The organism is Pseudactinotalea suaedae, assembly GCF_009733815.1.
In the GTDB taxonomy this organism is placed as follows: domain Bacteria; phylum Actinomycetota; class Actinomycetes; order Actinomycetales; family Beutenbergiaceae; genus Pseudactinotalea; species Pseudactinotalea suaedae.
On sequence record NZ_WNXY01000001.1, the window covers coordinates 437,094 to 457,770 of the forward strand.

A 20,677-nucleotide genomic window follows, 5' to 3' on the forward strand; every position below is an offset into this window, starting at 1 on the left:
GCGCGCTGCGCCGAGGCACAGGAAACGTGACCGAGACAACCACCTCGCCGAGCACCTCTGCCTCGGCACCACCCCCGCACGAGAGCGCCCTCTCGGTGGACCGGCTGTACAAGGTCTTCGGCAAGGGCGGCCGCGACGCCATCGAGCTCCTCCGGCAGGGCGGTGACCGCAACGAGCTGCCCACCGGCACCACAGCCGCCGTCATCGACGCCAGCTTCGAGGTCGCCGTCGGCGAGATCTTCGTCGTCATGGGCCTGTCGGGCTCGGGCAAGTCGACCCTGATCCGCACCCTCAACGGCCTGCTCGAGCCGACCGCGGGCTCGGTGACGATCGGCACCGATCGGCTCGACGGGGCCAGCCCACGCGAGCTGCGCGAGATCCGGCGGAACCGGGTCTCGATGGTGTTCCAGCACTTCGCGCTGCTGCCGCACCGCACCGTGCTGGAGAACGCCGCCTACCCGCTCGAGCTGCGCGGGGTCCCCAAGGCCGAGCGGCTGGCACGCGCCGAGGAGTCCCTCGGCATGGTCGGCCTGGACGGCTGGGGACCGTACCTGCCCTCGGAGCTCTCCGGAGGCATGCGGCAGCGCGTCGGTCTGGCCCGAGCCCTGACCGCGGGCACGGACGTCCTCCTCATGGACGAGGCCTTCAGCGCGCTCGACCCGCTGATCCGCAAGGAGATGCAGGACCAGCTCCTCGAGCTCCAGGCCAAGGTCGGCATGACGATCGTGTTCATCACCCACGACCTCAACGAGGCGATGCGCCTGGGGGACCGGATCGCCATGATGCGCGACGGCCGGATCGTCCAGGTCGGCACCCCCGAGGAGATCCTCACCGACCCGGCCAACGACTACGTGGCGCAGTTCGTCGCCGAGGTCGACCGGGCCCGCGTGCTCACGGCGAGCTCGGTGATGGAGCGACCGGTCGCGGTCATCGGCCCCGAGGCCGGACCACGGACCGCCCACCGCCTGATGCGCGAGCACCAGACCTCCGCGCTGCTGGTGGTCAGCCGGGACCGCAAGGTCCAGGGGATCGTCTGGGAGGACGACGTCGCCGAGGCGCTGCGCCAGGGCAGCGACCGGCTTCCGCAGATGTCCCGCGACGTCGCTCGCGTCAGCCCCAACACCCAGCTCGCGGACCTGTTCGCCGAGTCCGCCTCGACCCGTGCGCCGCTGGCCGTCGTCGAGGAGAGCGGCGCGCTCGTGGGGCTGATCCCACGCGTCACGCTGCTGACGGCACTCGCCGACCCCGGCACCAACGGTGTCGACGCCGACGCAGAACCTCTCGAGACGACCGGAGGTGCCCGATGAGCTGGCTCCCGCACATCCCGCTCGGCGTCGGCGCCAGGGCGGTGGTCGACTGGATCAACACCTACCTCCCCGACCAGCTCGACTGGATCGCCGCGCGTTTCAACGACTCCGCCGGCGGGCTGACCACGTTCTTCCTGCTGTTCCACCCGCTGCTGGTCGCCGCGGTGCTCGGGCTGCTCGCAGCCTGGGTGCGCTCGATCTGGTTCGGGATCTTCGTGACGGCCGGTCTCGTGCTCACCATGAGCCTGGGGCTGTGGACCCAGACCATGCAGACCTTGTCGATGGTCGTGGTCGCCACGGTGATCGCGCTGGTCATCGGCATCCCGATCGGCATCCTCGCCGCCCGGAGCTCGGTGGTCAGCACGATCGTGCGACCGGTCCTGGACTTCCTGCAGACGATCCCGGCGCTGGTCTACCTCGTGCCGGTCGTGATCTTCTTCAGCATCGGCTTCGCCCCCGGCGTGGTCGCCACGATCGTGTTCGCGATCGCACCGGGGGTACGGCTCACCGAGCTCGCGATCCGGCAGGTCGACGCCGAGACCGTCGAGGCCGGCGAGGCGTTCGGGGGGACGCCGTGGCAGATCCTGCGCGGCATCCAGCTCCCGCTCGGGCTGCCCACCATCATGGCCGGCGTCAACCAGGTGATCATGCTCGCGCTGTCGATGGTCGTGATGGCCGGCTTCGTCGGCGCGCCCGGCCTCGGCAAGACCGTGACGGGTGCGTTCAGCCGGATCGACGTCGCCGTCGGGTTCGAGGCGGGCCTGGCGATCGTGATCCTCGCCATCTTCCTCGACCGGCTCACCGGCGCCTTCGGTCAGCCGACCCCGCACTCGCTGGGCGCGAAGGTGCGTGGCCGACGCCAGGCTGCCGCACAGGCCGCCGTGGCCGCGCAGGCCGCCGATCAGCAGGTCGACCAGGCCACGCGCGGCGCCCGCCCGGCGCGCTCCCACGCATGAGACCAGACCACCGACCATCGAACCAGGACCACTGGAGAGAAGGAGCACACATGAAGTCCCGTATCACGATCGGCCGCCGGCAGGCGGTTGCTCTGGGCGCAGCTGCGGCCCTCGGCCTCACGCTCGCGGCGTGCAACCCCGACAACGGCTCGGGCGGCGGCGACGCCGACACCACGAGCGCCGAGGGCGGTGACGGCGGCGACCGGGGCACGATCACGCTCGGGTACATCCCGTCGTGGACCGATGGTCTGAGCACGGCGTACCTGCTCGAGGCCAAGCTCGAGGAGGCCGGCTACACGGTCGAGCACGAGGAGCTCAACGAGGCGGGCGTGCTCTACACCGCGCTCGCGCAGGGCGACGTCGACATCTACCCCTCGGCCTGGCCCGAGGTCACGCACGCCTCGTACATGACCGAGTACGGCGACCAGATCGATGACCTGGCCACCTACTACGACAACGCCAAGCTGACGTTCGCCGTGCCCGAGTACAGCGAGATCACCTCGATCGAGCAGCTCCCGGACCACGTGGACGCCCTCGGCGGCCAGATCGTCGGCATCGAGCCGGGCGCCGGCCTGACCGAGGTGACGCAGAACAGCGTGATCCCGACCTACGGCCTGGACGCGGCGGGCTTCTCCCTGACCACCTCCTCGACCTCGGCGATGCTCGCCGAGCTCGAGGGCGCGATCGCCGCCGAGGAAGAGATCGTCGTCACGCTGTGGCGTCCGTTCTGGGCCAACGCCAGCTACCCGGTCCGCGACCTGGAGGACCCGGAGGGCGCTCTCGGTGAGTCCGAGGGTCTGCACTTCCTCGCGACCGGGGGCTTCGCCGAGGAGTTCCCGGAGGTCGCCGAGTGGATCGGCGAGATCCACCTCGACGACGAGCAGTACGGCGCGCTCGAGAGCTCGGTCGTCAACGACAACCCGGACGACCCGGCCGCCGGCGTCGCCGCGTGGCTCGAGCAGTACCCGGACGTCGTCGGCTCCCTCGAGGGCTGACACGCACGACAGCACGACGACGGCCGGACGACCTCCCAGGTTGTCCGGCCGTCGCCGTCCCGGCCTGCGGTCAGGTCCGCGCGTCGACGAGCATGCAGGTCAGTCGCGAGGTGCACACCCGGCGGGCCTGGTCGTCGGTGATCACGATCTCGTAGGTGGCGACCGAGCGCCCGAGGTGGACCGGCGTGGCCACACCCGACACGACGCCGTCGCGCATCGCCCGGTGGTGGGTGGCGTTGATCTCGATCCCGACGGCGGCCCGGCCGGTCCCGGCATGCAGGGTCGCCGCGATCGAGCCGAGCGTCTCGGCCAGCACGGCCGAGGCGCCGCCGTGCAGCAGCCCGGCGGGCTGCGTGTTGCCCCGGACCGGCATGGTGCCGACGGTGCGTTCGGCGCTCGCCTCGGTGACCTCGATCCCCATCCGCTCCAGCAGCGTGCCGGTGGGGTCGAACCGGTCGGCCGCCGCGGTGGCGGGCCTCGGGCTGGTCTCATCGATGTCGGACATGACGCCTAGGCTGGCACCGTGACGGCATCGGCGCGACCCCAGCTCCTCATCATCGACGGCCACTCGATGGCCTACCGGGCGTTCTTCGCACTTCCGGTCGAGAACTTCTCGACGACGACCGGGCAGCACACCAACGCCGTGTACGGGTTCACGTCGATGCTGATCAACCTGTTGCGGGACGTCGAACCCACGCACATCGTGGTGGCGTTCGACGTCAGCGGAGCGACCTTCCGCACCGACGCCTACGCCGAGTACAAGGCGAACCGGAGCGCCAGCCCCGAGGAGTTCCGCGGCCAGATCCCGCTGATCGAGCAGGTCCTGGAGGCGCTCTCTATCCCACGGATCGGCATCGAGGGCTACGAGGCCGACGACGTGCTCGCCACCCTGGCGCTGCAGGGCGGTGCCGCCGACATGGACGTGCTGATCTGCTCGGGCGACCGCGACACGTTCCAGCTCATCAACGACCGGGTGCAGGTGCTGTACCCGCGCAAGGGTGTCTCCGACCTGGCTCGGATGGATGCCGCCGCGGTCGAGGAGCGGTACGGCATCCCGCCGAGCAGCTACAGCGACCTCGCCGCGCTGGTCGGGGAGTCGAGCGACAACCTCCCGGGTGTGCCCAAGGTCGGCCCGAAGACGGCCGCGAAGTGGATCCTCAGCTACGGCGGCCTGGACGGCATCATCGCCAACGCGCCCGCGATCACCGGGGTCGCCGGGGAGAACCTGCGCAGCCACCTCGACCAGGTGATCGTCAACCGGCAGGTCAACCGGCTCCACACCGATGTGGTGCTGCCCGTGGAGCTGACCGATCTCGAGCGCAAGCCGTTCTCGCGCGAGAAGGTGCACCAGGTCTTCGACGCGCTCGAGTTCCGGATCCTGCGGGACCGGCTGTTCGCCATGACGCCGAGCGACGCCGAGACCGCCGAGGCGGAGCCGTTCGAGGTCGAGGTGACCAGGACCGGCGTCGCGGAGTGGCTCGCGACCCGCGCCGGCCGGCTGCTGGGCCTGGACGTGCGGGGCAGCGTGGCTCACGGCAGCGGGGACGCCTGGGGCGTGGCGCTCGCCGACGAGTCGGGCTCCGCGCTCGCGCTCGACCTCACCGACCTGGCGCCGGAGGACGAGGTCTCGCTCGCGGCCTGGCTCGCGGATCCGGCGCAGCCGAAGGCCGTGCACGATGCCAAGGCGGCGTGGCACTCGCTCGACGGACGCGGCCTCCCGCTCGCCGGGGTGGCGTTCGACACCGCGGTCGCCGAGTACCTCTGCCACCCCGACCAGCGCCTGTTCGCTCTCGACGACATCGCCGTGCGGCGGCTGCACAAGGAGATCGGCGGAACCGGCGCCGATGCCGGCGGGCAGCAGATGCTCAGCCTGGGCGGACCGGAGGAGGACGAGCTCGGCGCGATGCGTGCCGCCGCCGTGCGGGAGCTCGCCGATGTCATCGGGGAGGACCTCGAGGGCAGGGGCGGCACCGAGCTGCTCGCCGACGTCGAGCTTCCCGTCGTCGATGTGCTCGCGCGCATGGAGAAGGCGGGCATCGCCGCCGATGTCGACTACCTCACCGAGCTCGAGAAGCACTTCACCGCTGCCGTGGACGGCGCGGCGGGGGAGGCCTACGACGTCATCGGCCGCGAGGTGAACCTGTCCTCGCCGAAGCAGCTGCAGGAGATCCTGTTCGACCAGCTCGACATGCCGAAGACCCGCAAGACCAAGACCGGGTACACCACCGACGCCGATGCGCTGGCCGAGCTCTACGTCAAGACCGAGCACCCGTTCCTCCAGCACCTGCTGGCCCATCGCGACGCGATCCGGCTGCGCCAGACCGTGGAGGGGTTGCTGCGCACGGTGGCACCCGACGGGCGGATCCACACCACCTACAGCCAGACCATCGCGGCCACCGGGCGGCTGTCCTCCTCCGACCCGAACCTCCAGAACATCCCGATCCGGACGGAGGAGGGGAACCGGATCCGGGCCGCGTTCGTCGTCGGCGCGGGTTACGAGAGCCTGATGACGGCGGACTACAGCCAGATCGAGATGCGGATCATGGCGCACCTGTCCGGTGATGCCGGGCTCATCGAGGCGTTCCGCTCCGGCGAGGACCTGCACAGCTTCGTGGGCTCACGGGTCTTCGGTGTCGCGCCCGAGGAGGTCACGGCCGCGCAGCGCTCGAAGATCAAGGCGATGAGCTACGGGCTCGCCTACGGGCTCAGTGCCTTCGGCCTCTCCAACCAGCTGAAGATCTCCACCGGTGAGGCCAAGGCCCTGATGGAGGAGTACTTCGAGCGGTTCGGCGCCGTCCGGGGCTACCTCGACGACATCGTCGCCGAGGCCCGCGGCAACGGCTACACCGAGACCATCTTCGGGCGGCGCCGCTACCTTCCGGACCTGGTCAGCGACAACCGGCAACGGCGCGAGATGGCCGAGCGGATGGCGCTCAACGCCCCGATCCAGGGCAGCGCCGCCGACATCATCAAGGTGGCGATGATCAACGTCGACCGCGAGCTTCGCGAGCAGGGCATGGCCTCGCGGCTGCTGCTGCAGGTCCACGACGAGCTGGTGCTCGAGGTCGCACCCGGCGAGGCTGCGGCGGCCGAGGTGGTGCTGCGCGAGCAGATGGGCGCCGCGACGGCGCTGTCGGTGCCGTTGGACGTCTCCGTCGGTGTCGGCGCGTCCTGGCAGGACGCGGGGCACTGAGCTCAGGCGAGCGCCGCTGACACGATCAGCGTCCCCGGCAGCACGGCGCCACGCTCCGGACCCCAGCCGCCCCAGACCTCGCGGTTGTCCTCGGGCCATGCGGGTTCGAGCAGGTCACGAATCGCGAACCCGGCACGGACGACGTCACGCACGTGGTCGCCGATCGTGCGGTGGAACTCGGCGTAGATCGGTCGGTCCTGGGCATCGGTCTCGACGTAGGGCGTGCGATCGAAGTAGGACCGCACGGCGACCAGGCCCGCCGCTGTCGGGTCGTCCGGGAACGCCCATCGCAGCGGGTGCGTCACCGAGAACACCCACCGGCCGCCCGGTCGCAGCACGCGGGCGATCTCCCGGTGCACCGCGTCGGCGTCCGGGACGAACGGGATCGCGCCGAACGCGGTGAAGGCCACGTCGAACGAGCCGTCCTCGAACGGGAGCTCCCGGGCGTCGGCGACCTGGATCGGGACCGTGATCCCGGTGCGGCGGTCGAGCAGGGCCGCGGCCTCGACCATGCCAGGAGCCACGTCCGTGGCGACGGCGTCGACCCCCTGCGAGCGCAGCCACCGCGAGCACTGCGCGGCACCGGCCCCGACCTCGAGCACCCGCTCCCCGCGCAGCTGCTCGAGCGGACCCAACAGCTGCGCCTGTGACTCCCGGAGCCCCTCCGGGCACCAGCAGAAGTCGACGTCGCCGAGGAATGAGCCGTGCTCCTCCAGGTAGGCGGGAGCCTCGGCGCTCCACCAGCGACCGGTCGCCTGCGCTGCGGCGTCGCCGTCCACCTGACGGTAGCCGGCGCGGCTGAGCTCGGGCCGCCCTGCGCTGTCGTCCTGCTGCACGGCACCATCGTGACGCACCTTGTGCTGTCCGTCCGCACCGAGTTGTATGGAGTGGACCCGGCCAGAGGAGCGAACATGGCAGTGACACCGTTCGGGGACCTCCCGCTCGCCGACCGCGATCATGACTGGGACGGTGCTGCCGCCGTCGACAGGGTCCGGTCCTGGGCCGATGCGCAGGACGAGCCCAACGAGAAGTTCCGCCGCGCGTTCGTCTGGTACGACGCCGAGGAGAAGGAGAACTTCGGCTCCTACAAGCTGCCGGTCGCGGACGTCATCGACGGTCGGTTGCGAGCGGTTCCGCGCGCGGTGTTCGCGGCCGCAGCCGTGATGCAGGGCTCGCGAGGTGGCGTCGACATGCCGGCGAAGGACCGCGACAGGGTCCGCAGTCACCTCGCGAAGTACTACGCGAAGCTCGAGGAGACACCTCCCTGGGAGGACTGACCCGCACGCCCCGCTACCGTGGCCGGATGATCCACACGGTGACGGTCGGCGAGCAGGTCGACGGGGTCCCGACCGTCGTCTTCCTGCACGGGCTGTTCGGCCAGGGGCGCAACTTCCTGACGATCGCCAAGGGACTGCAGCCGGAGATGCGCGGCTTGCTGGTCGACCTGCCGAACCACGGCCGCTCCAGCTGGACGGAGACGGTCGATCTCGCGGCGATGGCCGACGAGGTCGCCGACACCGTGCGCACCGAGGCGGGCGGGCCGGTGCACGTGGTCGGTCACTCGCTCGGCGGCAAGGTCGCGATGCTGCTCGCGCTCCGGCACCCCGACCTGGTGGAGCGGCTCGTCGTCGTCGACATCGCGCCGGTGCCCAGCACCGACGTCTCCCAGTTCGAGCAGCTGCTCGGCGCCCTCGCCACGCTCGATCTCGCCTCCCTCTCCTCGCGCGGCGACGCCGACGAGCAGCTGCAGGAGCTGATCGGGGACACGACCGTGCGCGCGTTCCTGCTCCAGAACCTGCACCGCACCGAGCAGGGCTGGGCCTGGCGGGCCAACCTCACGCTGCTGCGCAGCTCGTTGGACGTGATCGGCAGCTTCCCGCAGACCGGCGAGGCGGTCTTCGAGAACCCCGTGCTCTGGGTGGTGGGCGAACGGTCGACCTACACCCGTGAGGAGGACGCGGAGGCGATGCGGGTGCTGTTCCCGCGGCTGCAGCGCGTGAGCGTCAAGGGCGCCGGGCACTGGGTGCACTCCGAGCAGCCCGCTGCCTTCCTGGCGACGGTGCGTGCGTTCCTCGCTGCTAGTCTCCGGCGGTGAGCGACGCCCCCCGAGACCCTTCCCAGCAGTCACAGACACCCTCACCGGCAGCCGGCCGCGCAGCCGAGAGCGGCGGTGACCGGCTGATCCGCGGGCTGAAGACCGCCGGGCTGGGCCTGCTGCTCGCCGTCGCCGGGATCGGCGCCATGGTCTACATGGGAAGCCAGGGCCTGACCGGCAGCGCCGCGTTCGCCGCGGTGGGCTTGCTCCTGGTCGGGGCCTTCTTCCTGCTCAAGGGAGCCGTGCTGGCCATCTGGGGCGCTGTCGCGCGCTCCCGGTCGTAGCGAGCGCCTGTCCGGCGCCCCGTGACCGGTCGGTGATCTGGGCCCGAAATGCTAGAATTTCGGGTTGGTGCGTCGTGTGCGCCCGTGCGTCGTCCCCGCGTGAGTGCGGGTGCGGTTGAGCGGCGGGGGCTCGAGGAGCACCACGGCCCCTCCGACGACCTCGGAACGGAGCCAGTCAGCATGTCCCAACTATCCCTGTCCGCAACGGAGTTCATCTCTTGACTATCACCGCCCCTTCGCGCACCGCACCGCAGGTCGCCGTCAACGACATCGGCTCGGAAGAAGACTTCCTCGCAGCCGTCGACGCGACCATCAAGTACTTCAACGACGGTGACATCGTCGAAGGCACCATCGTCAAGGTCGACCGTGACGAGGTCCTCCTCGACATCGGTTACAAGACCGAAGGCGTCATTCTTTCCCGCGAGCTGTCCATCAAGCACGACGTCGACCCGACCGAGGTCGTCAAGGTGGGTGAGCACGTCGAGGCTCTCGTTCTCCAGAAGGAGGACAAGGAGGGCCGGCTGCTGCTGTCCAAGAAGCGCGCGCAGTACGAGCGCGCCTGGGGCACGATCGAGACGATCAAGGAAGAGGATGGCGTCGTGACCGGCACCGTCATCGAGGTCGTCAAGGGCGGCCTGATCCTGGACATCGGCCTGCGCGGCTTCCTGCCGGCGTCGCTGGTGGAGATGCGCCGCGTGCGCGACCTGCAGCCCTACATCGGGCAGCAGATCGAGGCCAAGATCATCGAGCTCGACAAGAACCGCAACAACGTCGTGCTGTCGCGTCGTGCGTGGCTCGAGCAGACCCAGTCCGAGGTCCGCTCCACGTTCCTGCAGACCCTCGCCAAGGGCCAGGTCCGCAGCGGTGTGGTCTCCTCGATCGTCAACTTCGGTGCGTTCGTGGACCTCGGCGGCGTCGACGGGCTCGTGCACGTCTCCGAGCTCTCCTGGAAGCACATCGACCACCCGAACGAGGTCGTCGAGGTCGGTCAGGAGGTCACCGTCGAGGTTCTCGACGTCGACTTCGACCGCGAGCGGGTCTCGCTGTCGCTCAAGGCGACGCAGGAGGACCCGTGGCAGGCCTTCGCCCGCACCCACGCCATCGGGCAGGTCGTGCCGGGCAAGGTCACCAAGCTCGTCCCGTTCGGTGCGTTCGTGCGCGTCGAGGACGGCATCGAGGGCCTGGTGCACATCTCCGAGCTGGCCCAGCGCCACGTCGAGGTGCCCGAGCAGGTCGCCAAGGTCGACGACGAGGTGTTCGTCAAGGTCATCGACATCGACCTCGAGCGTCGCCGCATCTCCCTCTCGCTGAAGCAGGCGAACGAGGGGATCGACGCCGGAAGCGACGACTTCGACCCGTCGCTGTACGGCATGGCCGCGGAGTACGACGAGGCGGGGAACTACAAGTACCCCGAGGGCTTCGACCCCGAGACCAACGAGTGGCTCGAGGGCTTCGACGCCCAGCGCGAGGCCTGGGAGGCGCAGTACGCGACCGCCCACGCTCGCTGGGAGGCGCACAAGAAGCAGGTGGCTGCCGCTGCCGAGGCCGACAACGAGGCCTCGACCGGTGGCGGTTCCGGCGGTGCGTCCACGGCCGTCGCCGAGTCCGCGAGCTACAGCTCCGCGGCCCCGGAGACCTCCGGCACGCTCGCCTCGGACGAGGCGCTTGCCGCGCTTCGCGAGAAGCTGACCGGCAACTGAGCCCGAGCCTTCGGGCTCGAGCTGCACGTCGGCGGCCCGTCACCCTGTGGGGTGGCGGGCCGTTGCCATGTCGCCGCGTCCCCCTTGCGTCATACGCTCGGAGGTGACGGCGGCACCGAACGTATGACGCAACGAAGGGTGTGATCGGTGGTGGGATCGAGGGGTCCGGTGCGCACGGTGCTGCTGACCGCCTTCGAGCCCTTCGACGGCGCAGCGACCAACCCTTCGATGGCGGTGGTCGAGCGCGTGGCGTCGGCCTGGGACCGGCCCGAGCGGCTGCGCTGCGCGGTGCTGCCCGTCGCCTACACGCGAGCGCAGCAGGAGCTGGAATCGTTGCTGACGCAGGCCGTGCCCGACGTGGTGGTGGGCGTCGGGCTGGCCGGTGGCCGCGCCCGACCCGGCGTGGAGCGGCTCGCCGTCAACCTGCGGGATGCGAGGATCGCGGACAACGACGGCGCCCAGCCCGTCGACGAACCGGTGATCGACGGCGGCCCGCTCGCGCTGCTCACCTCGCTGCCGGTGCGGGCGACGGTGGCGCGGCTGCGCGCCGCCGGGCAGGACGTCGAGCTGTCGATGACGGCAGGCACGTTCGTGTGCAACGCGGTGTTCTACACCGCGGCCACCTGGGCGGGTGCGGACCCGGGGCGCCGTGCCGGATTCGTGCACGTGCCCGCGCACGGCGTCGACGACAGCGCGCACGTGGTGCGGGCGGTCATCGAGGACGCCCTGGACCTCGAGCGCGATCTCGCCGTCCCCACGGGCGCCACCGCCTGATCGGGCGGTGTGCGTGGTATCACAGGGCTCCTGCTGCTGAAGCGGCGGTTCTCGCGGCTCCCGCTCCCTACATTGGTCGGAATGTTCGGCAGCGGAAGGGCTCAGCGGCGATGACCACGACACTTCAGGGGACGCCGGTGGTTCCGGGCATCGGGTACGGCCCGGTCGTCAGGCCGGCGCCACGCCCCACGGTCTCGGGGATCGCCGCCGAGGTGCCCGAGGCGCGTCGTGAGGCCGAGCGTGACCGCTTCCGCACCGCCGTCACCGCCGTCGCCGCGCGGCTGGAGGAGCGCGCGGAGCGCGCCAGCGGTCAGGCCGCCGAGGTGCTGCGGACGACGGCCCTGATGGCGCAGGACCCCACGCTCGCGACCGCGGTCGAGGGGGCGATCGGCACCGGCACGCCCGCCGTGCAGGCGGTGGTCTCCGCGACCGAGCAGTTCACCACGATGTTCGCGACCGCCGGCGGTCTCATGGCCGAGCGCGTCACCGACCTCGAGGACATCCGCGACCGCGTCGTGTCCGCGCTGCTCGGGCTCCCCGAGCCCGGTGTGCCCGCGCCGGAGGTGCCGTCGGTGCTGCTGGCGGACGACCTCGCACCTGCGGACACCGCGTTGCTGGACCCCCAGGTGGTCGTCGCCCTGGCCACCCGGCTGGGCGGTCCCACGAGCCACACCGCGATCATCGCCCGCCAGCTCGGCATCCCGTGCGTGGTCGCCGTGACCGGGCTCGAGGACATCGCCGCCGGCACCATGGTGCTCGTCGACGGCGACACGGGCACCGTGGTCGCCGATCCCGACGAGGACGACGCCCTCGAGCAGGTCGGCGCCGCGAGTGCGCGGGCGGTGGAGGCCGCCCGGTGGCGGGGGAGAGGCCAGACGGCGGACGCTCACGCCGTCGACCTGATGGCGAACGTCGCCGACGGCGCCGCCGCTCGCGAGGCCGCCGCGGGCGTGGCCCAGGGCGTCGGGCTGTTCCGGACCGAGCTGGGATTCCTGTCGGCCTCGAGCGAGCCGAGCATCGCCCAGCAGACCGCGATCTACGCCGGTGTCATCGAGGCGTTCCCGGACGCGAAGGTCGTGGTCCGCACGCTGGACGCCGGCTCGGACAAGCCGCTCGTGTACGCGGGGCTGCCCGAGGAGGCCAACCCCGCCCTCGGCGTCCGCGGCCTGCGGATCGCCCTCGACGACCCGGGCATCCTCGACCGCCAGCTCGACGCGATCGCCGCCGCTGCCGAACGTTCGCACGGCCCGGTGTGGGTGATGGCGCCGATGGTCGCCACCGTGGCGGAGGCGGCCTTCTTCGCCGAACGGGTCCGCAGCCGTGGTCTCGTCCCCGGGGTGATGATCGAGGTGCCGGCGGCCGCCCTGCTCGCGGAGGCGCTGCTGGCCGAGGTCGACTTCGTCTCGATCGGCACCAACGACCTCACGCAGTACACGATGGCCGCGGACCGGCTCTCACCCTCGCTCGCGGTGCTGAGCGACCCGTGGCAGCCGGCCGTGCTGACGCTGGTCCGGCTGACCGCCGAGGCCGGCCAGCGGGTCGGCAAGCCTGTCGGCGTCTGCGGCGAGGCGGCCGCTGACCCGCTGCTGGCATGCGTGCTCGTGGGGCTGGGCGTGACCTCCCTGTCGGCCGCGGCAGCGGCCCTTCCCGCCGTCGGGGCCAGGCTCGCCGGGGTCACCCTGGCGACGTGCCAGGAGGCCGCCCAGGCGGCGCTGGCCACCACGGACCCGGCAGCGGCTCGTGAGGCCGCGCGTGCGATTCTCGACGCCGGCTGAGCCCTCCCGCGAGACGTCTCCGGACCTGCTTCGCAGCCGGTCCGGCGAGCCTTAGAGTGACGCCATGCTGCAGGTCGGTCTGACCGGCGGGATCGCTTCCGGGAAGTCGACCGTCGCCACCATCCTCGTCGAGCTCGGAGCGGTCCTCATCGACGCCGACCGGATCGCCCGCGACGTCGTCGAGCTCGGGACGCCCGGCCTGGAGGCCGTCAAGAGCGCGTTCGGCGAGGAGGTGCTGCGCCCGAACGGTGCCCTCGACCGGCAGAAGCTGGCGGAGCGTGTCTTCGACGACGACGCCGCCCTCCGTACCCTCAACGCCATCGTGCACCCGCTCGTCCGTGAGGAGACCCGGGCACGCGTGGCCCGGCTCCCTGCTGACGTCGTGGTGGTCCATGACGTGCCGCTGATCGTGGAGAACCACCTGGGTGCGCAGTACCACCTCGTGGTCGTCGTCGGCGCCTCGGAGGCGGTCAGGATCGAGCGAGCCGTGCAGCGCGGGCTCACCGAGTCACAGGCGCTGGCGCGCATCGCCGCGCAGGCCGACGACGTCCGCCGCCGCCGCGCCGCCGACGTCTGGGTCGACAACGAGGGCACCGAGGACGAGCTCCGCTCGGTCGTCGAGCTGCTCTGGCGAGCGCGGATCGTGCCGTTCGCCGAGAACCTCGCGGCGGGACGCTGGGCCGAGGCGGGGGAGCGGGTGGGTCATCGGGAGCCGGCACACGCCGCCCAGGCCGAACGTCTGGTCGCGCGGATCGAGCACTGCGCGCGGGCCGGGGGCGATCGCCTCGAGCGCGTCCGCTACCGGGAGCCGAAGGACGACGCCCGGATCGACGTCATCGAGCTGCGCGCGCGATCCCTCACCGGAGACCTGCCCGACGACGCACTGCTGCCCGCCGGCTTCGTCAAGGTGTCGCCGTTCGTCTTCGCCAGCGCCGACCCCGGCGGCCCCGCCGTGCTCAAGATCAAGCACGACGGGAAGCAGCCGAGCCGGTGACGCCTCGTCTCAGGCGAGCGTCGCGGTGAGACTGATCGGCACGGCCGCGAGCGCCGCGGACACCGGGCATCCGGTCTTCGTCTCCTCGGCGATGCGCTGGAAGTCGGCGTCCTGGATCCCCTCCACCGTCGCCGTCGAGGTGAGCGCGATCCCGGTGATGCCGGTCCCGGGGACGAAGCTGACCTCGGCCGTCGTCGAGATGGTGCTCGGGGGCGTGCCGTTCTCGGTGAGGCCGTGAGCGAGGGCCATCGAGAAGCAGGACGCGTGGGCGGCGCCGAGCAGCTCCTCGGGCGTCGTGGTGCCGCCACCGGGCTCGGTGCGTGCCTTCCAGGAGACGTCGAACGTGGCGACACCGGAGGTCTCGAGCGCCGTGGAGCCGGCGCCGGAGGCCAGATCCCCGTTCCAGGTCGTTGTTGCCTTCGACACAGCAGCCATGGGTCACTCCCTCAGATCGAACGTGCGGTCGTCACCATCCTGCCGCACATCAGCTCCGCCGGTCACGGGCCGAGCAGGTCGCTGAGGAAGCCCGCGACGTCCGCGGCCTCGTCGGCGGTGATGCCGTGGCCGGCGCCGGGGTAGCGGCGCTCGTCCACCCGGGTGTGGCCGGCGAGGAAGGTGCGCAGCCGGTCGGTCGCGGGCGTGGTGACGACCGGGTCCGCGGGGTCGTAGCCCCAGAGCACCGGCGGCCTGATCTGCGACAGCGCCTCGTCGCCGCCGACCAGTCCCGGCGCCACGAAACCCGAGAGCGCGACCGCGCCCGCGAACAGCTCGGGAGCGTGGCGCAGCAGCTGGACCGACATCGCCGCACCCTGCGAGAACCCCAGCAGCGCGACCGGACCGTGGCTGCGCGCCCGCGCCTGCGTGCGGTCCAGCCAGGTGAGCAGCCCGCGCGCGGCCGCGTTCACGATCTCCGGGTCGGCGCTGATCCCCTGCTGCAGCAGCGGCGGGAACCAGGCGAACCCCCGTCCAGGTGACCGGATCGGCAACGGGGCGCGCACGCTCGCGTACAGGAACGCGGGCGGCAGCGCGGGCACCAGTCCCGCAAGATCGTGCTCGTCGGCGCCCAGGCCGTGCAGCAGCACCACCAACGGCCGTGCGGCGATCGCGGCGTCGACGTCGGCCGCCGGCACCGACCACCGGGTCGCGGAGTCGTCGACCGCCAGCTCGCTCATGGGCCCATGATCTCGCGGACCCGACGGCGACGATGCGGCGCGGCCGGTTCAGCCCGGCTCGCCGGGCACGACGGTCTGCTGGTAGAGCGCGAGCCGCCAGCCGCCGTCGAGGCGTCGGTAGACGCTGGACATCAGCGCGTGGAACTCGGGCTCGTCGGCACGGGAGGCGCGGCCGGTGTAGACGAGGATCACGCCGTCGTCCCCGGCGTCGACGAGACGCTCGTCGGCGATCTCGTACCGGTCCCAGGTCGGCGCCTCGTCGAGCGAGGCGATCACGGCGGCCCGGTCCAGGACGAGTCCGTGCGCGAGGACCATCACGGCGTCCTCGGTCATCAGCTGCCCGTAGACCTCGGCGCCGTTGCCCCGGCAGAGGGACTCCCATCCCTGGTGCTCCAGCCGCAGCACCACCTCGATCGGCACGGTCATCGTTCTGTTCCCTTTCTCCGCGGTCACGATGCTCCTCGACGGTATCGCTGTGAGCGAGCACACGAGGAGATGTCGGTGGGGGGACGTAGCGTTGTCGTCATGCGTCCCGTCACCGATCTCCAGCGCACAGTCGCCCCCTTCGAGGTCGTCTCCGACTACACCCCGTCCGGTGACCAGCCGACGGCGATCGCCGAGCTCACCGAGCGGCTCCGCGCCGGCGAGAAGGACATCGTGCTCCTCGGTGCGACCGGCACCGGCAAGTCGGCCACCACGGCCTGGTTGATCGAGCAGGTCCAGCGCCCCACGTTGGTGATGGCGCCCAACAAGACCCTCGCGGCCCAGCTCGCCACCGAGTTCCGGGAGCTGCTGCCCAACAACGCCGTCGAGTACTTCGTCTCCTACTACGACTACTACCAGCCGGAGGCGTACGTCCCCTCGACCGACACCTACATCGAGAAGGACTCCTCGATCAACGACGAGGTGGAGCGACTGCGGCACTCGGCCACGAACTCGCTGCTCACCAGGCGTGACGTGATCGTGGTCGCCTCGGTGTCGTGCATCTACGGCCTGGGCACGCCGCAGGAGTACGTCGACCGGATGGTGCGGCTGCACGTGGGGCAGGAGATCGACCGCGATCAGCTGCTGCGCCGGTTCGTGCAGATGCAGTACCTGCGCAACGACATGGCGTTCACCCGCGGCACCTTTCGCGTGCGCGGCGACACGATCGAGATCATCCCGGTGTACGAGGAGCTCGCGATCCGGATCGAGATGTTCGGGGACGAGATCACCTCGATCGCCACGCTGCACCCGCTCACGGGCGACGTGATCCGGGAGGAGCAGGAGATGTTCCTGTTCCCCGCCACGCACTACGTCGCGGGCCCGGAGCGCATGGAGCGCGCGATCGCGGGGATCGAGGCCGAGCTCGCGGACCGGCTGGAGACCTTCGAGAAGCAGGGCAAGCTCCTCGAGGCGCAGCGGCTGCGGATGCGCACCACCTACGACATCGAGATGATGCGCCAGATCGGCAGCTGCTCGGGCATCGAGAACTACTCGATGCACATCGACGGCCGGCAGCCCGGCAGCGCCCCGCACACGCTCATCGACTACTTCCCCGAGGACTTCCTCCTCGTCATCGACGAGTCCCACGTGACGGTCCCGCAGATCGGTGCGATGTTCGAGGGCGACTTCTCCCGCAAGCGGATGCTGGTCGACCACGGGTTCCGGCTGCCTTCCGCCGTGGACAACCGGCCGCTCAAGTGGGAGGAGTTCCTCGACCGGATCGGGCAGACGGTCTACCTCTCGGCCACGCCGGGCAGCTACGAGCTCTCCGTCTCCGACGGCGTGGTCGAGCAGATCATCCGACCCACCGGTCTGGTGGACCCGGAGGTCGTGATCAAGCCGACCAAGGGGCAGATCGACGACCTGCTGCACGAGATCCGGGAACGTGCCGATCGGGACGAGCGTGTGCTGGTCACCACCCTCACCAAGAAGATGGCCGAGGACCTCACCGACTACTTCCTCGAGCGCGACGTGCGGGTGCGGTACCTGCACTCCGAGGTCGACACGCTGCGCCGGGTCGAGCTGCTGCGCGAGCTGCGCAGCGGCGTGTACGACGTGCTGGTCGGCATCAACCTGCTGCGCGAGGGCCTCGACCTGCCGGAGGTGTCGCTGGTCGCGATCCTCGACGCGGACAAGGAGGGCTTCCTGCGCTCGGAGACCTCGCTGATCCAGACGATCGGTCGTGCGGCGCGCAACGTCTCGGGCCAGGTCCACATGTACGCCGACACGATCACGCCGTCGATGAAGGCCGCGCTGGAGGAGACCGACCGACGCCGCCAGATCCAGGTCGACTACAACCGCGAGCACGGGATCGACCCCACGCCGCTGCGCAAGAAGATCGGCGACATCACCGACATGCTCGCCCGCGAGGATGTCGACACCGCCGAGCTGCTCGCCGGCGGCTACCGGCAGCAGGGCAAGGGTCGGAAGGCGCCGGTTCCCGCGCGCGGCGCAGCGGGGGACAAGGGCGCGCCCCGCAGGGGCGCGGCGGCCAGCGACCTCGCCGACCTGATCCAGGAGCTCTCCGGGCAGATGCACGCCGCCGCGGAGGAGCTCCAGTTCGAGGTCGCCGCACGGCTCCGCGACGAGATCCGGGACCTCAAGCGCGAGCTGCGTGAGATGACGTCAGCCACGGCGTGACGCGGTGGTCTCGGCCAGGCGGGCGAACACCGGCTGGTCCACCTCGACGCCCGCACGCCTGAGCGCGAGCACGCCGGACCCGACCAGGCCGTCGTCGACGCGGTGGACCGGCCCCGAGATCCCACCGGCTCGCACCGCGGCCACGACCGACTCGCGGACCCGCGGCTGGGTCGCGACGCCACCACCGACCACCAACGGGCCGGTGAGGTCGGGGGAGGCGACGTCGAGCACCAGCTGGGCCAGCGCCACCTCGGCCTCGGCGATGATCGCGGCGGCCACCTCGTCGTCGGGGTCGGCGAAGGCGAGCGGAGCCAGCGCGGCCAGCCGCAGCGGCGAGGCCAGGTAGACCGCCGAGACGAGATGGCCGAGCGCGGCCGGGCGGCCGTCGCCGTCGTGATCGGTGACGCGCTCGATCCCGAGCGTCTCGAGCACCGCGGGGGTGAGGGTGGTGGCCGGACCGCGTCGGTCGAGGTCGAGCGCGACGGCCCGCGCGACCTGGTGGCCGATCCAGAACCCGGAACCGCTGTCGCCGAGCAGCCACCCGAGGCCGTCCGCGGTCAGCTCGACCTCGCCGCCGCGCACACGCACCGCCGTCGACCCGGTGCCGGCGACCAGGGCGTACCCGTCGGGCTCGTGGGTGCCCGAGGTGAACATCGCCAGCAGGTCCGGCTCGACACGGGAGGGCGCCACCACCCCGAGGTGATCGAGCGTGGGGCGCAGCCACGCGGCGGCGCCACCGGCGATCGAGCCGCCCGCCATGGCCAGCGTGACGGCGGCGACCTCCTGGGCGGCCACGTCCGGCGCGTGGGCGAGCGCGCCCGCGATCGCGGTGCCGATCGCTCCGGCTGCGGCGTCGACGCCGTCGGAGACGGGGTTGCCCCGACCTCCGCGGCCGACCCCCAGACAGGTGCCGTCACCGGTCAACAACATGGCGCGGGTGGAGGTTCCACCGGCGTCGATGGCAAGAAGATGCAGCATTGTGATCATTCTGTGTCCTGGGTGCTCGACAACGAGCATCCTATGAGAATATATTTCACCCAACCCCCAATGGCGTGAGAGGGATTTTCAGTGATCGCGAGCTCGACCGAGATCGGCACCGCACTGCAGGTGTCGCAACAGGTCGAGTCTGCCCTGCCCCAGATGAGCGGCGCCATGCGGAAGATCGGGCGAGTGCTGCTGGGGGACCCCACGGCACCGCTGCGGATGGCGATCACCGAGCTCGCGCACCGCGCGGGGACCTCGCCCGCGACGGTCACCCGGTTCTGCCGCATGCTCGGCTACGACGGCTACGTCCAGTTCCGGGTCGCCGTGGCCACCGATGTGGGCCGCGCGCCCACCAGGATCGAGATCGGCACCGCGTTCCAGCCCTCCGACGAGCCCCGGGACGTGCTCCGCACGCTGCTGAGCGGCCACGTCAGCTCGTTGCAGTCGACGGCGAGCGGCATCGACCTGGAGGTCAGCGCTCGCATCGCCCACGCGATCGCGCACTGCCGGCAGGTCGACCTGTACGGCACCGGCGGCAGTGCCGTCGTCGCTCAGGAGATGGAGCACCGGTTCTTCCGGATCGGTGTCAACACCCATGCGTGGGCCGACGTGCACACGGGGCTGGCCAGCGCCTCGATGCTCGGCTCCTCCGACGTCGCCATCGGGATCTCGAACAGCGGCGAGACCGTCGAGACGATCGAGATGCTCGCCCGCGCCCGCGACGGCGGCGCGCTCACGGTCGCGATCACCAGCCACCGGAACACGCCGCTGGAGGCCGTCGCCGACGAGTGCCTCCTGGCGGCCGTCCCGAACCAGTACCTCCACCCGGCCGACCTGTCCACGAAGCACGCCCAGCTCCTCGTCCTCGACTTTATTTACATCCTCGTCATGCAAGAGGACTACGCAGGGGCAGTGGCGAAGCTCGACGTGTCGGCCGCGGCGGTCGCGACCCACCGAACCCTCGACACCCCCAAGCCCCAGGAGGCCATCGCATGACCCAGTCCACCCCCAGCGCAACCGCCGGCTTCGCCCAGGAGGTGAGCGGTCGGCTCGCGCAGCTCGCCGACACCGCTGCCTCCGGCGGCTTCGACGAGGCGATCGACCTCCTCGTCGCCTCGATCCGTGCCGGCGGCGTGATCCAGGCGTTCGGCACCGGCCACTCCGAGGCGTTCGCGATGGAGATCGCCGGACGCGCCGGCGGGCTGATCCCGGCGCACCGGATCGCGCTGCGGAACGTCGTGCTCCGCGGGTCGCGCACCGTCGACGACCTCGTCGGGGCCGATCTCGAGCGCGACGGCTCGGTCGTGTCCGAGCTGCTCGACCTCACCCAGCTCGACCCCGCCGACGTGTTCGTGATCGCGAGCAACTCCGGGGTCAACTCCTCGATCGTGGGCATGGCGCTGGCGGCCAAGGAGCGCGGCCACACGCTGATCGCCGTCACCAGCCTCGCCCACACCAACGCCGTCGAGCCCAAGCACCCCAGCGGGAAGCGGCTGGCCGAGGTCGCCGATGTCGTCATCGACAACCTCGCTCCCTATGGCGACGCCACCGTGACGGCCGGCGAGGGCGACACCGCCGTCTCCATCGGCGCGGTGTCCTCGCTCACGGCGGCCTACATCGCGCAGGTGCTCACGATCGGCGTCGTCACCTCGCTGATCGACGCCGGCGAGGTGCCTCCTGTGTACATCTCGGCGAACGTGCCCGGCGGGGACGAGCACAACGACGCCCTCACGGCCCGCTACGGCAGCCGCATCCAGTCCATCTGATCGACCATCCCGGCGGCTGCAACGAGCGCACCCGCCTGTTCCCTCTGAAAGGAAGCA

General features: G+C 71.1%; 20 protein-coding genes. 14 read left to right on the forward strand and 6 right to left on the reverse strand.

Annotated elements, in window-relative coordinates; translation table 11 throughout:
- The first annotated feature begins 26 nt into the window (after window positions 1-26).
- From GPA04_RS02045 to GPA04_RS02055, 3 genes are read left to right on the forward strand one after another with little or no spacing between them, the layout of a single operon-like run.
- The gene (locus GPA04_RS02045) at window positions 27-1,307 is read left to right on the forward strand and encodes a quaternary amine ABC transporter ATP-binding protein (protein ID WP_156221809.1); all 1,281 of its coding nucleotides are present in this window, start codon (window positions 27-29) and stop codon (window positions 1,305-1,307) included.
- Window positions 1,304-2,263 (forward strand): ABC transporter permease, encoded by a 960-nt coding sequence (locus tag GPA04_RS02050; protein ID WP_156221811.1) that lies wholly within the window; start codon window positions 1,304-1,306, stop codon window positions 2,261-2,263. Before GPA04_RS02045 ends, GPA04_RS02050 begins: the two co-directional genes overlap by 4 nt.
- A gap of 50 nt (window positions 2,264-2,313) precedes the next feature.
- Complete coding sequence (locus tag GPA04_RS02055; protein WP_194238921.1) at window positions 2,314-3,258, forward strand: glycine betaine ABC transporter substrate-binding protein; 945 nt, start codon at window positions 2,314-2,316, stop codon at window positions 3,256-3,258.
- 70 nt (window positions 3,259-3,328) lie between these two features.
- Here the strand turns inward: GPA04_RS02055 and GPA04_RS02060 are convergent, their stop codons facing one another.
- Window positions 3,329-3,763, reverse strand: a complete 435-nt coding sequence (locus GPA04_RS02060) for a hotdog fold thioesterase (RefSeq protein WP_156221813.1) — start codon at window positions 3,761-3,763, stop codon at window positions 3,329-3,331.
- A 66-nt stretch (window positions 3,764-3,829) separates the two neighbouring features.
- Here GPA04_RS02060 and polA point away from each other — a divergent pair, with 66 nt between their 5' ends.
- Complete coding sequence (gene polA, locus GPA04_RS02065; RefSeq protein WP_241680568.1) at window positions 3,830-6,451, forward strand: DNA polymerase I; 2,622 nt, start codon at window positions 3,830-3,832, stop codon at window positions 6,449-6,451.
- A gap of 2 nt (window positions 6,452-6,453) precedes the next feature.
- Here the strand turns inward: polA and GPA04_RS02070 are convergent, their stop codons facing one another.
- Complete coding sequence (locus GPA04_RS02070; RefSeq protein WP_241680534.1) at window positions 6,454-7,287, reverse strand: class I SAM-dependent methyltransferase; 834 nt, start codon at window positions 7,285-7,287, stop codon at window positions 6,454-6,456.
- 75 nt (window positions 7,288-7,362) lie between these two features.
- On the opposite strand from GPA04_RS02070, the gene GPA04_RS02075 reads away from it, so the two are divergent.
- The 7 genes from GPA04_RS02075 (at window position 7,363) to coaE (ending at window position 14,073) form a co-directional block, all read left to right on the forward strand.
- Window positions 7,363-7,728, forward strand: a complete 366-nt coding sequence (locus tag GPA04_RS02075; protein ID WP_156221819.1) for a hypothetical protein — start codon at window positions 7,363-7,365, stop codon at window positions 7,726-7,728.
- A 26-nt stretch (window positions 7,729-7,754) separates the two neighbouring features.
- Window positions 7,755-8,546, forward strand: a complete 792-nt coding sequence (locus tag GPA04_RS02080; protein ID WP_156221821.1) for an alpha/beta fold hydrolase — start codon at window positions 7,755-7,757, stop codon at window positions 8,544-8,546.
- On the forward strand, window positions 8,543-8,830 hold the full coding sequence (locus tag GPA04_RS02085) for a hypothetical protein (protein WP_156221823.1): 288 nt from the start codon (window positions 8,543-8,545) through the stop codon (window positions 8,828-8,830). Before GPA04_RS02080 ends, GPA04_RS02085 begins: the two co-directional genes overlap by 4 nt.
- Before the next feature lie 218 nt (window positions 8,831-9,048).
- On the forward strand, window positions 9,049-10,530 hold the full coding sequence (rpsA, locus tag GPA04_RS02090) for a 30S ribosomal protein S1 (RefSeq protein WP_156221825.1): 1,482 nt from the start codon (window positions 9,049-9,051) through the stop codon (window positions 10,528-10,530).
- A gap of 147 nt (window positions 10,531-10,677) precedes the next feature.
- Window positions 10,678-11,304, forward strand: a complete 627-nt coding sequence (locus GPA04_RS02095; protein ID WP_156221827.1) for a pyroglutamyl-peptidase I — start codon at window positions 10,678-10,680, stop codon at window positions 11,302-11,304.
- A gap of 110 nt (window positions 11,305-11,414) precedes the next feature.
- Window positions 11,415-13,079: a phosphoenolpyruvate--protein phosphotransferase gene (ptsP, locus tag GPA04_RS02100; RefSeq protein WP_156221829.1), complete on the forward strand. Its 1,665-nt coding sequence runs from the start codon at window positions 11,415-11,417 to the stop codon at window positions 13,077-13,079.
- Between the two features lie 64 nt (window positions 13,080-13,143).
- Window positions 13,144-14,073 carry a dephospho-CoA kinase gene (coaE, locus tag GPA04_RS02105; RefSeq protein WP_156221831.1) on the forward strand — a complete coding sequence of 310 codons (930 nt, stop codon included), beginning with the start codon at window positions 13,144-13,146 and terminating at the stop codon, window positions 14,071-14,073.
- A 9-nt stretch (window positions 14,074-14,082) separates the two neighbouring features.
- On the opposite strand, the gene GPA04_RS02110 is transcribed toward coaE, so the two are convergent.
- From GPA04_RS02110 to GPA04_RS02120, 3 genes are all read right to left on the reverse strand, one after another.
- A complete protein-coding gene (locus GPA04_RS02110; RefSeq protein WP_156221833.1) occupies window positions 14,083-14,508 on the reverse strand; it encodes an OsmC family peroxiredoxin in 426 nt (141 codons plus the stop codon).
- A gap of 62 nt (window positions 14,509-14,570) precedes the next feature.
- Complete coding sequence (locus tag GPA04_RS02115) at window positions 14,571-15,245, reverse strand: alpha/beta hydrolase (RefSeq protein WP_156221835.1); 675 nt, start codon at window positions 15,243-15,245, stop codon at window positions 14,571-14,573.
- Window positions 15,246-15,293: 48 nt separating this feature from the next.
- A complete protein-coding gene (locus GPA04_RS02120; RefSeq protein ID WP_156221837.1) occupies window positions 15,294-15,671 on the reverse strand; it encodes a nuclear transport factor 2 family protein in 378 nt (125 codons plus the stop codon).
- Between the two features lie 99 nt (window positions 15,672-15,770).
- Here GPA04_RS02120 and uvrB point away from each other — a divergent pair, with 99 nt between their 5' ends.
- Complete coding sequence (gene uvrB, locus GPA04_RS02125; protein ID WP_156221839.1) at window positions 15,771-17,870, forward strand: excinuclease ABC subunit UvrB; 2,100 nt, start codon at window positions 15,771-15,773, stop codon at window positions 17,868-17,870.
- Here uvrB and GPA04_RS02130 read toward each other — a convergent pair.
- The gene (locus tag GPA04_RS02130; protein WP_162458498.1) at window positions 17,856-18,848 is read right to left on the reverse strand and encodes an N-acetylglucosamine kinase; all 993 of its coding nucleotides are present in this window, start codon (window positions 18,846-18,848) and stop codon (window positions 17,856-17,858) included. The genes uvrB and GPA04_RS02130 overlap by 15 nt on opposite strands.
- A gap of 90 nt (window positions 18,849-18,938) precedes the next feature.
- On the opposite strand from GPA04_RS02130, the gene GPA04_RS02135 reads away from it, so the two are divergent.
- Together GPA04_RS02135 and GPA04_RS02140 are read left to right on the forward strand one after the other, a co-directional pair.
- A complete protein-coding gene (locus tag GPA04_RS02135) occupies window positions 18,939-19,850 on the forward strand; it encodes a MurR/RpiR family transcriptional regulator (protein WP_241680535.1) in 912 nt (303 codons plus the stop codon).
- Window positions 19,847-20,620 (forward strand): sugar isomerase domain-containing protein, encoded by a 774-nt coding sequence (locus tag GPA04_RS02140; RefSeq protein WP_156221844.1) that lies wholly within the window; start codon window positions 19,847-19,849, stop codon window positions 20,618-20,620. The genes GPA04_RS02135 and GPA04_RS02140 overlap by 4 nt, the downstream gene beginning before the upstream one ends.
- Window positions 20,621-20,677 lie beyond the last annotated feature (57 nt).

Coding starts and splice junctions, on each gene's coding strand:
- GPA04_RS02050 (WP_156221811.1), top strand. CDS start 1,304: ATGAGCTGGCTCCCGCACATCCCGCTCGGCGTCGGCGCCAGGGCGGTG.
- GPA04_RS02055 (WP_194238921.1), top strand. CDS start 2,314: ATGAAGTCCCGTATCACGATCGGCCGCCGGCAGGCGGTTGCTCTGGGC.
- GPA04_RS02060 (WP_156221813.1), bottom strand. CDS start 3,763: ATGTCCGACATCGATGAGACCAGCCCGAGGCCCGCCACCGCGGCGGCC.
- polA (WP_241680568.1), top strand. CDS start 3,830: ATGGCCTACCGGGCGTTCTTCGCACTTCCGGTCGAGAACTTCTCGACG.
- GPA04_RS02075 (WP_156221819.1), top strand. CDS start 7,363: ATGGCAGTGACACCGTTCGGGGACCTCCCGCTCGCCGACCGCGATCAT.
- GPA04_RS02080 (WP_156221821.1), top strand. CDS start 7,755: ATGATCCACACGGTGACGGTCGGCGAGCAGGTCGACGGGGTCCCGACC.
- ptsP (WP_156221829.1), top strand. CDS start 11,415: ATGACCACGACACTTCAGGGGACGCCGGTGGTTCCGGGCATCGGGTAC.
- coaE (WP_156221831.1), top strand. CDS start 13,144: ATGCTGCAGGTCGGTCTGACCGGCGGGATCGCTTCCGGGAAGTCGACC.
- GPA04_RS02110 (WP_156221833.1), bottom strand. CDS start 14,508: ATGGCTGCTGTGTCGAAGGCAACAACGACCTGGAACGGGGATCTGGCC.
- GPA04_RS02115 (WP_156221835.1), bottom strand. CDS start 15,245: ATGAGCGAGCTGGCGGTCGACGACTCCGCGACCCGGTGGTCGGTGCCG.
- GPA04_RS02120 (WP_156221837.1), bottom strand. CDS start 15,671: ATGACCGTGCCGATCGAGGTGGTGCTGCGGCTGGAGCACCAGGGATGG.
- uvrB (WP_156221839.1), top strand. CDS start 15,771: ATGCGTCCCGTCACCGATCTCCAGCGCACAGTCGCCCCCTTCGAGGTC.
- GPA04_RS02130 (WP_162458498.1), bottom strand. CDS start 18,848: ATGCTGCATCTTCTTGCCATCGACGCCGGTGGAACCTCCACCCGCGCC.
- GPA04_RS02140 (WP_156221844.1), top strand. CDS start 19,847: ATGACCCAGTCCACCCCCAGCGCAACCGCCGGCTTCGCCCAGGAGGTG.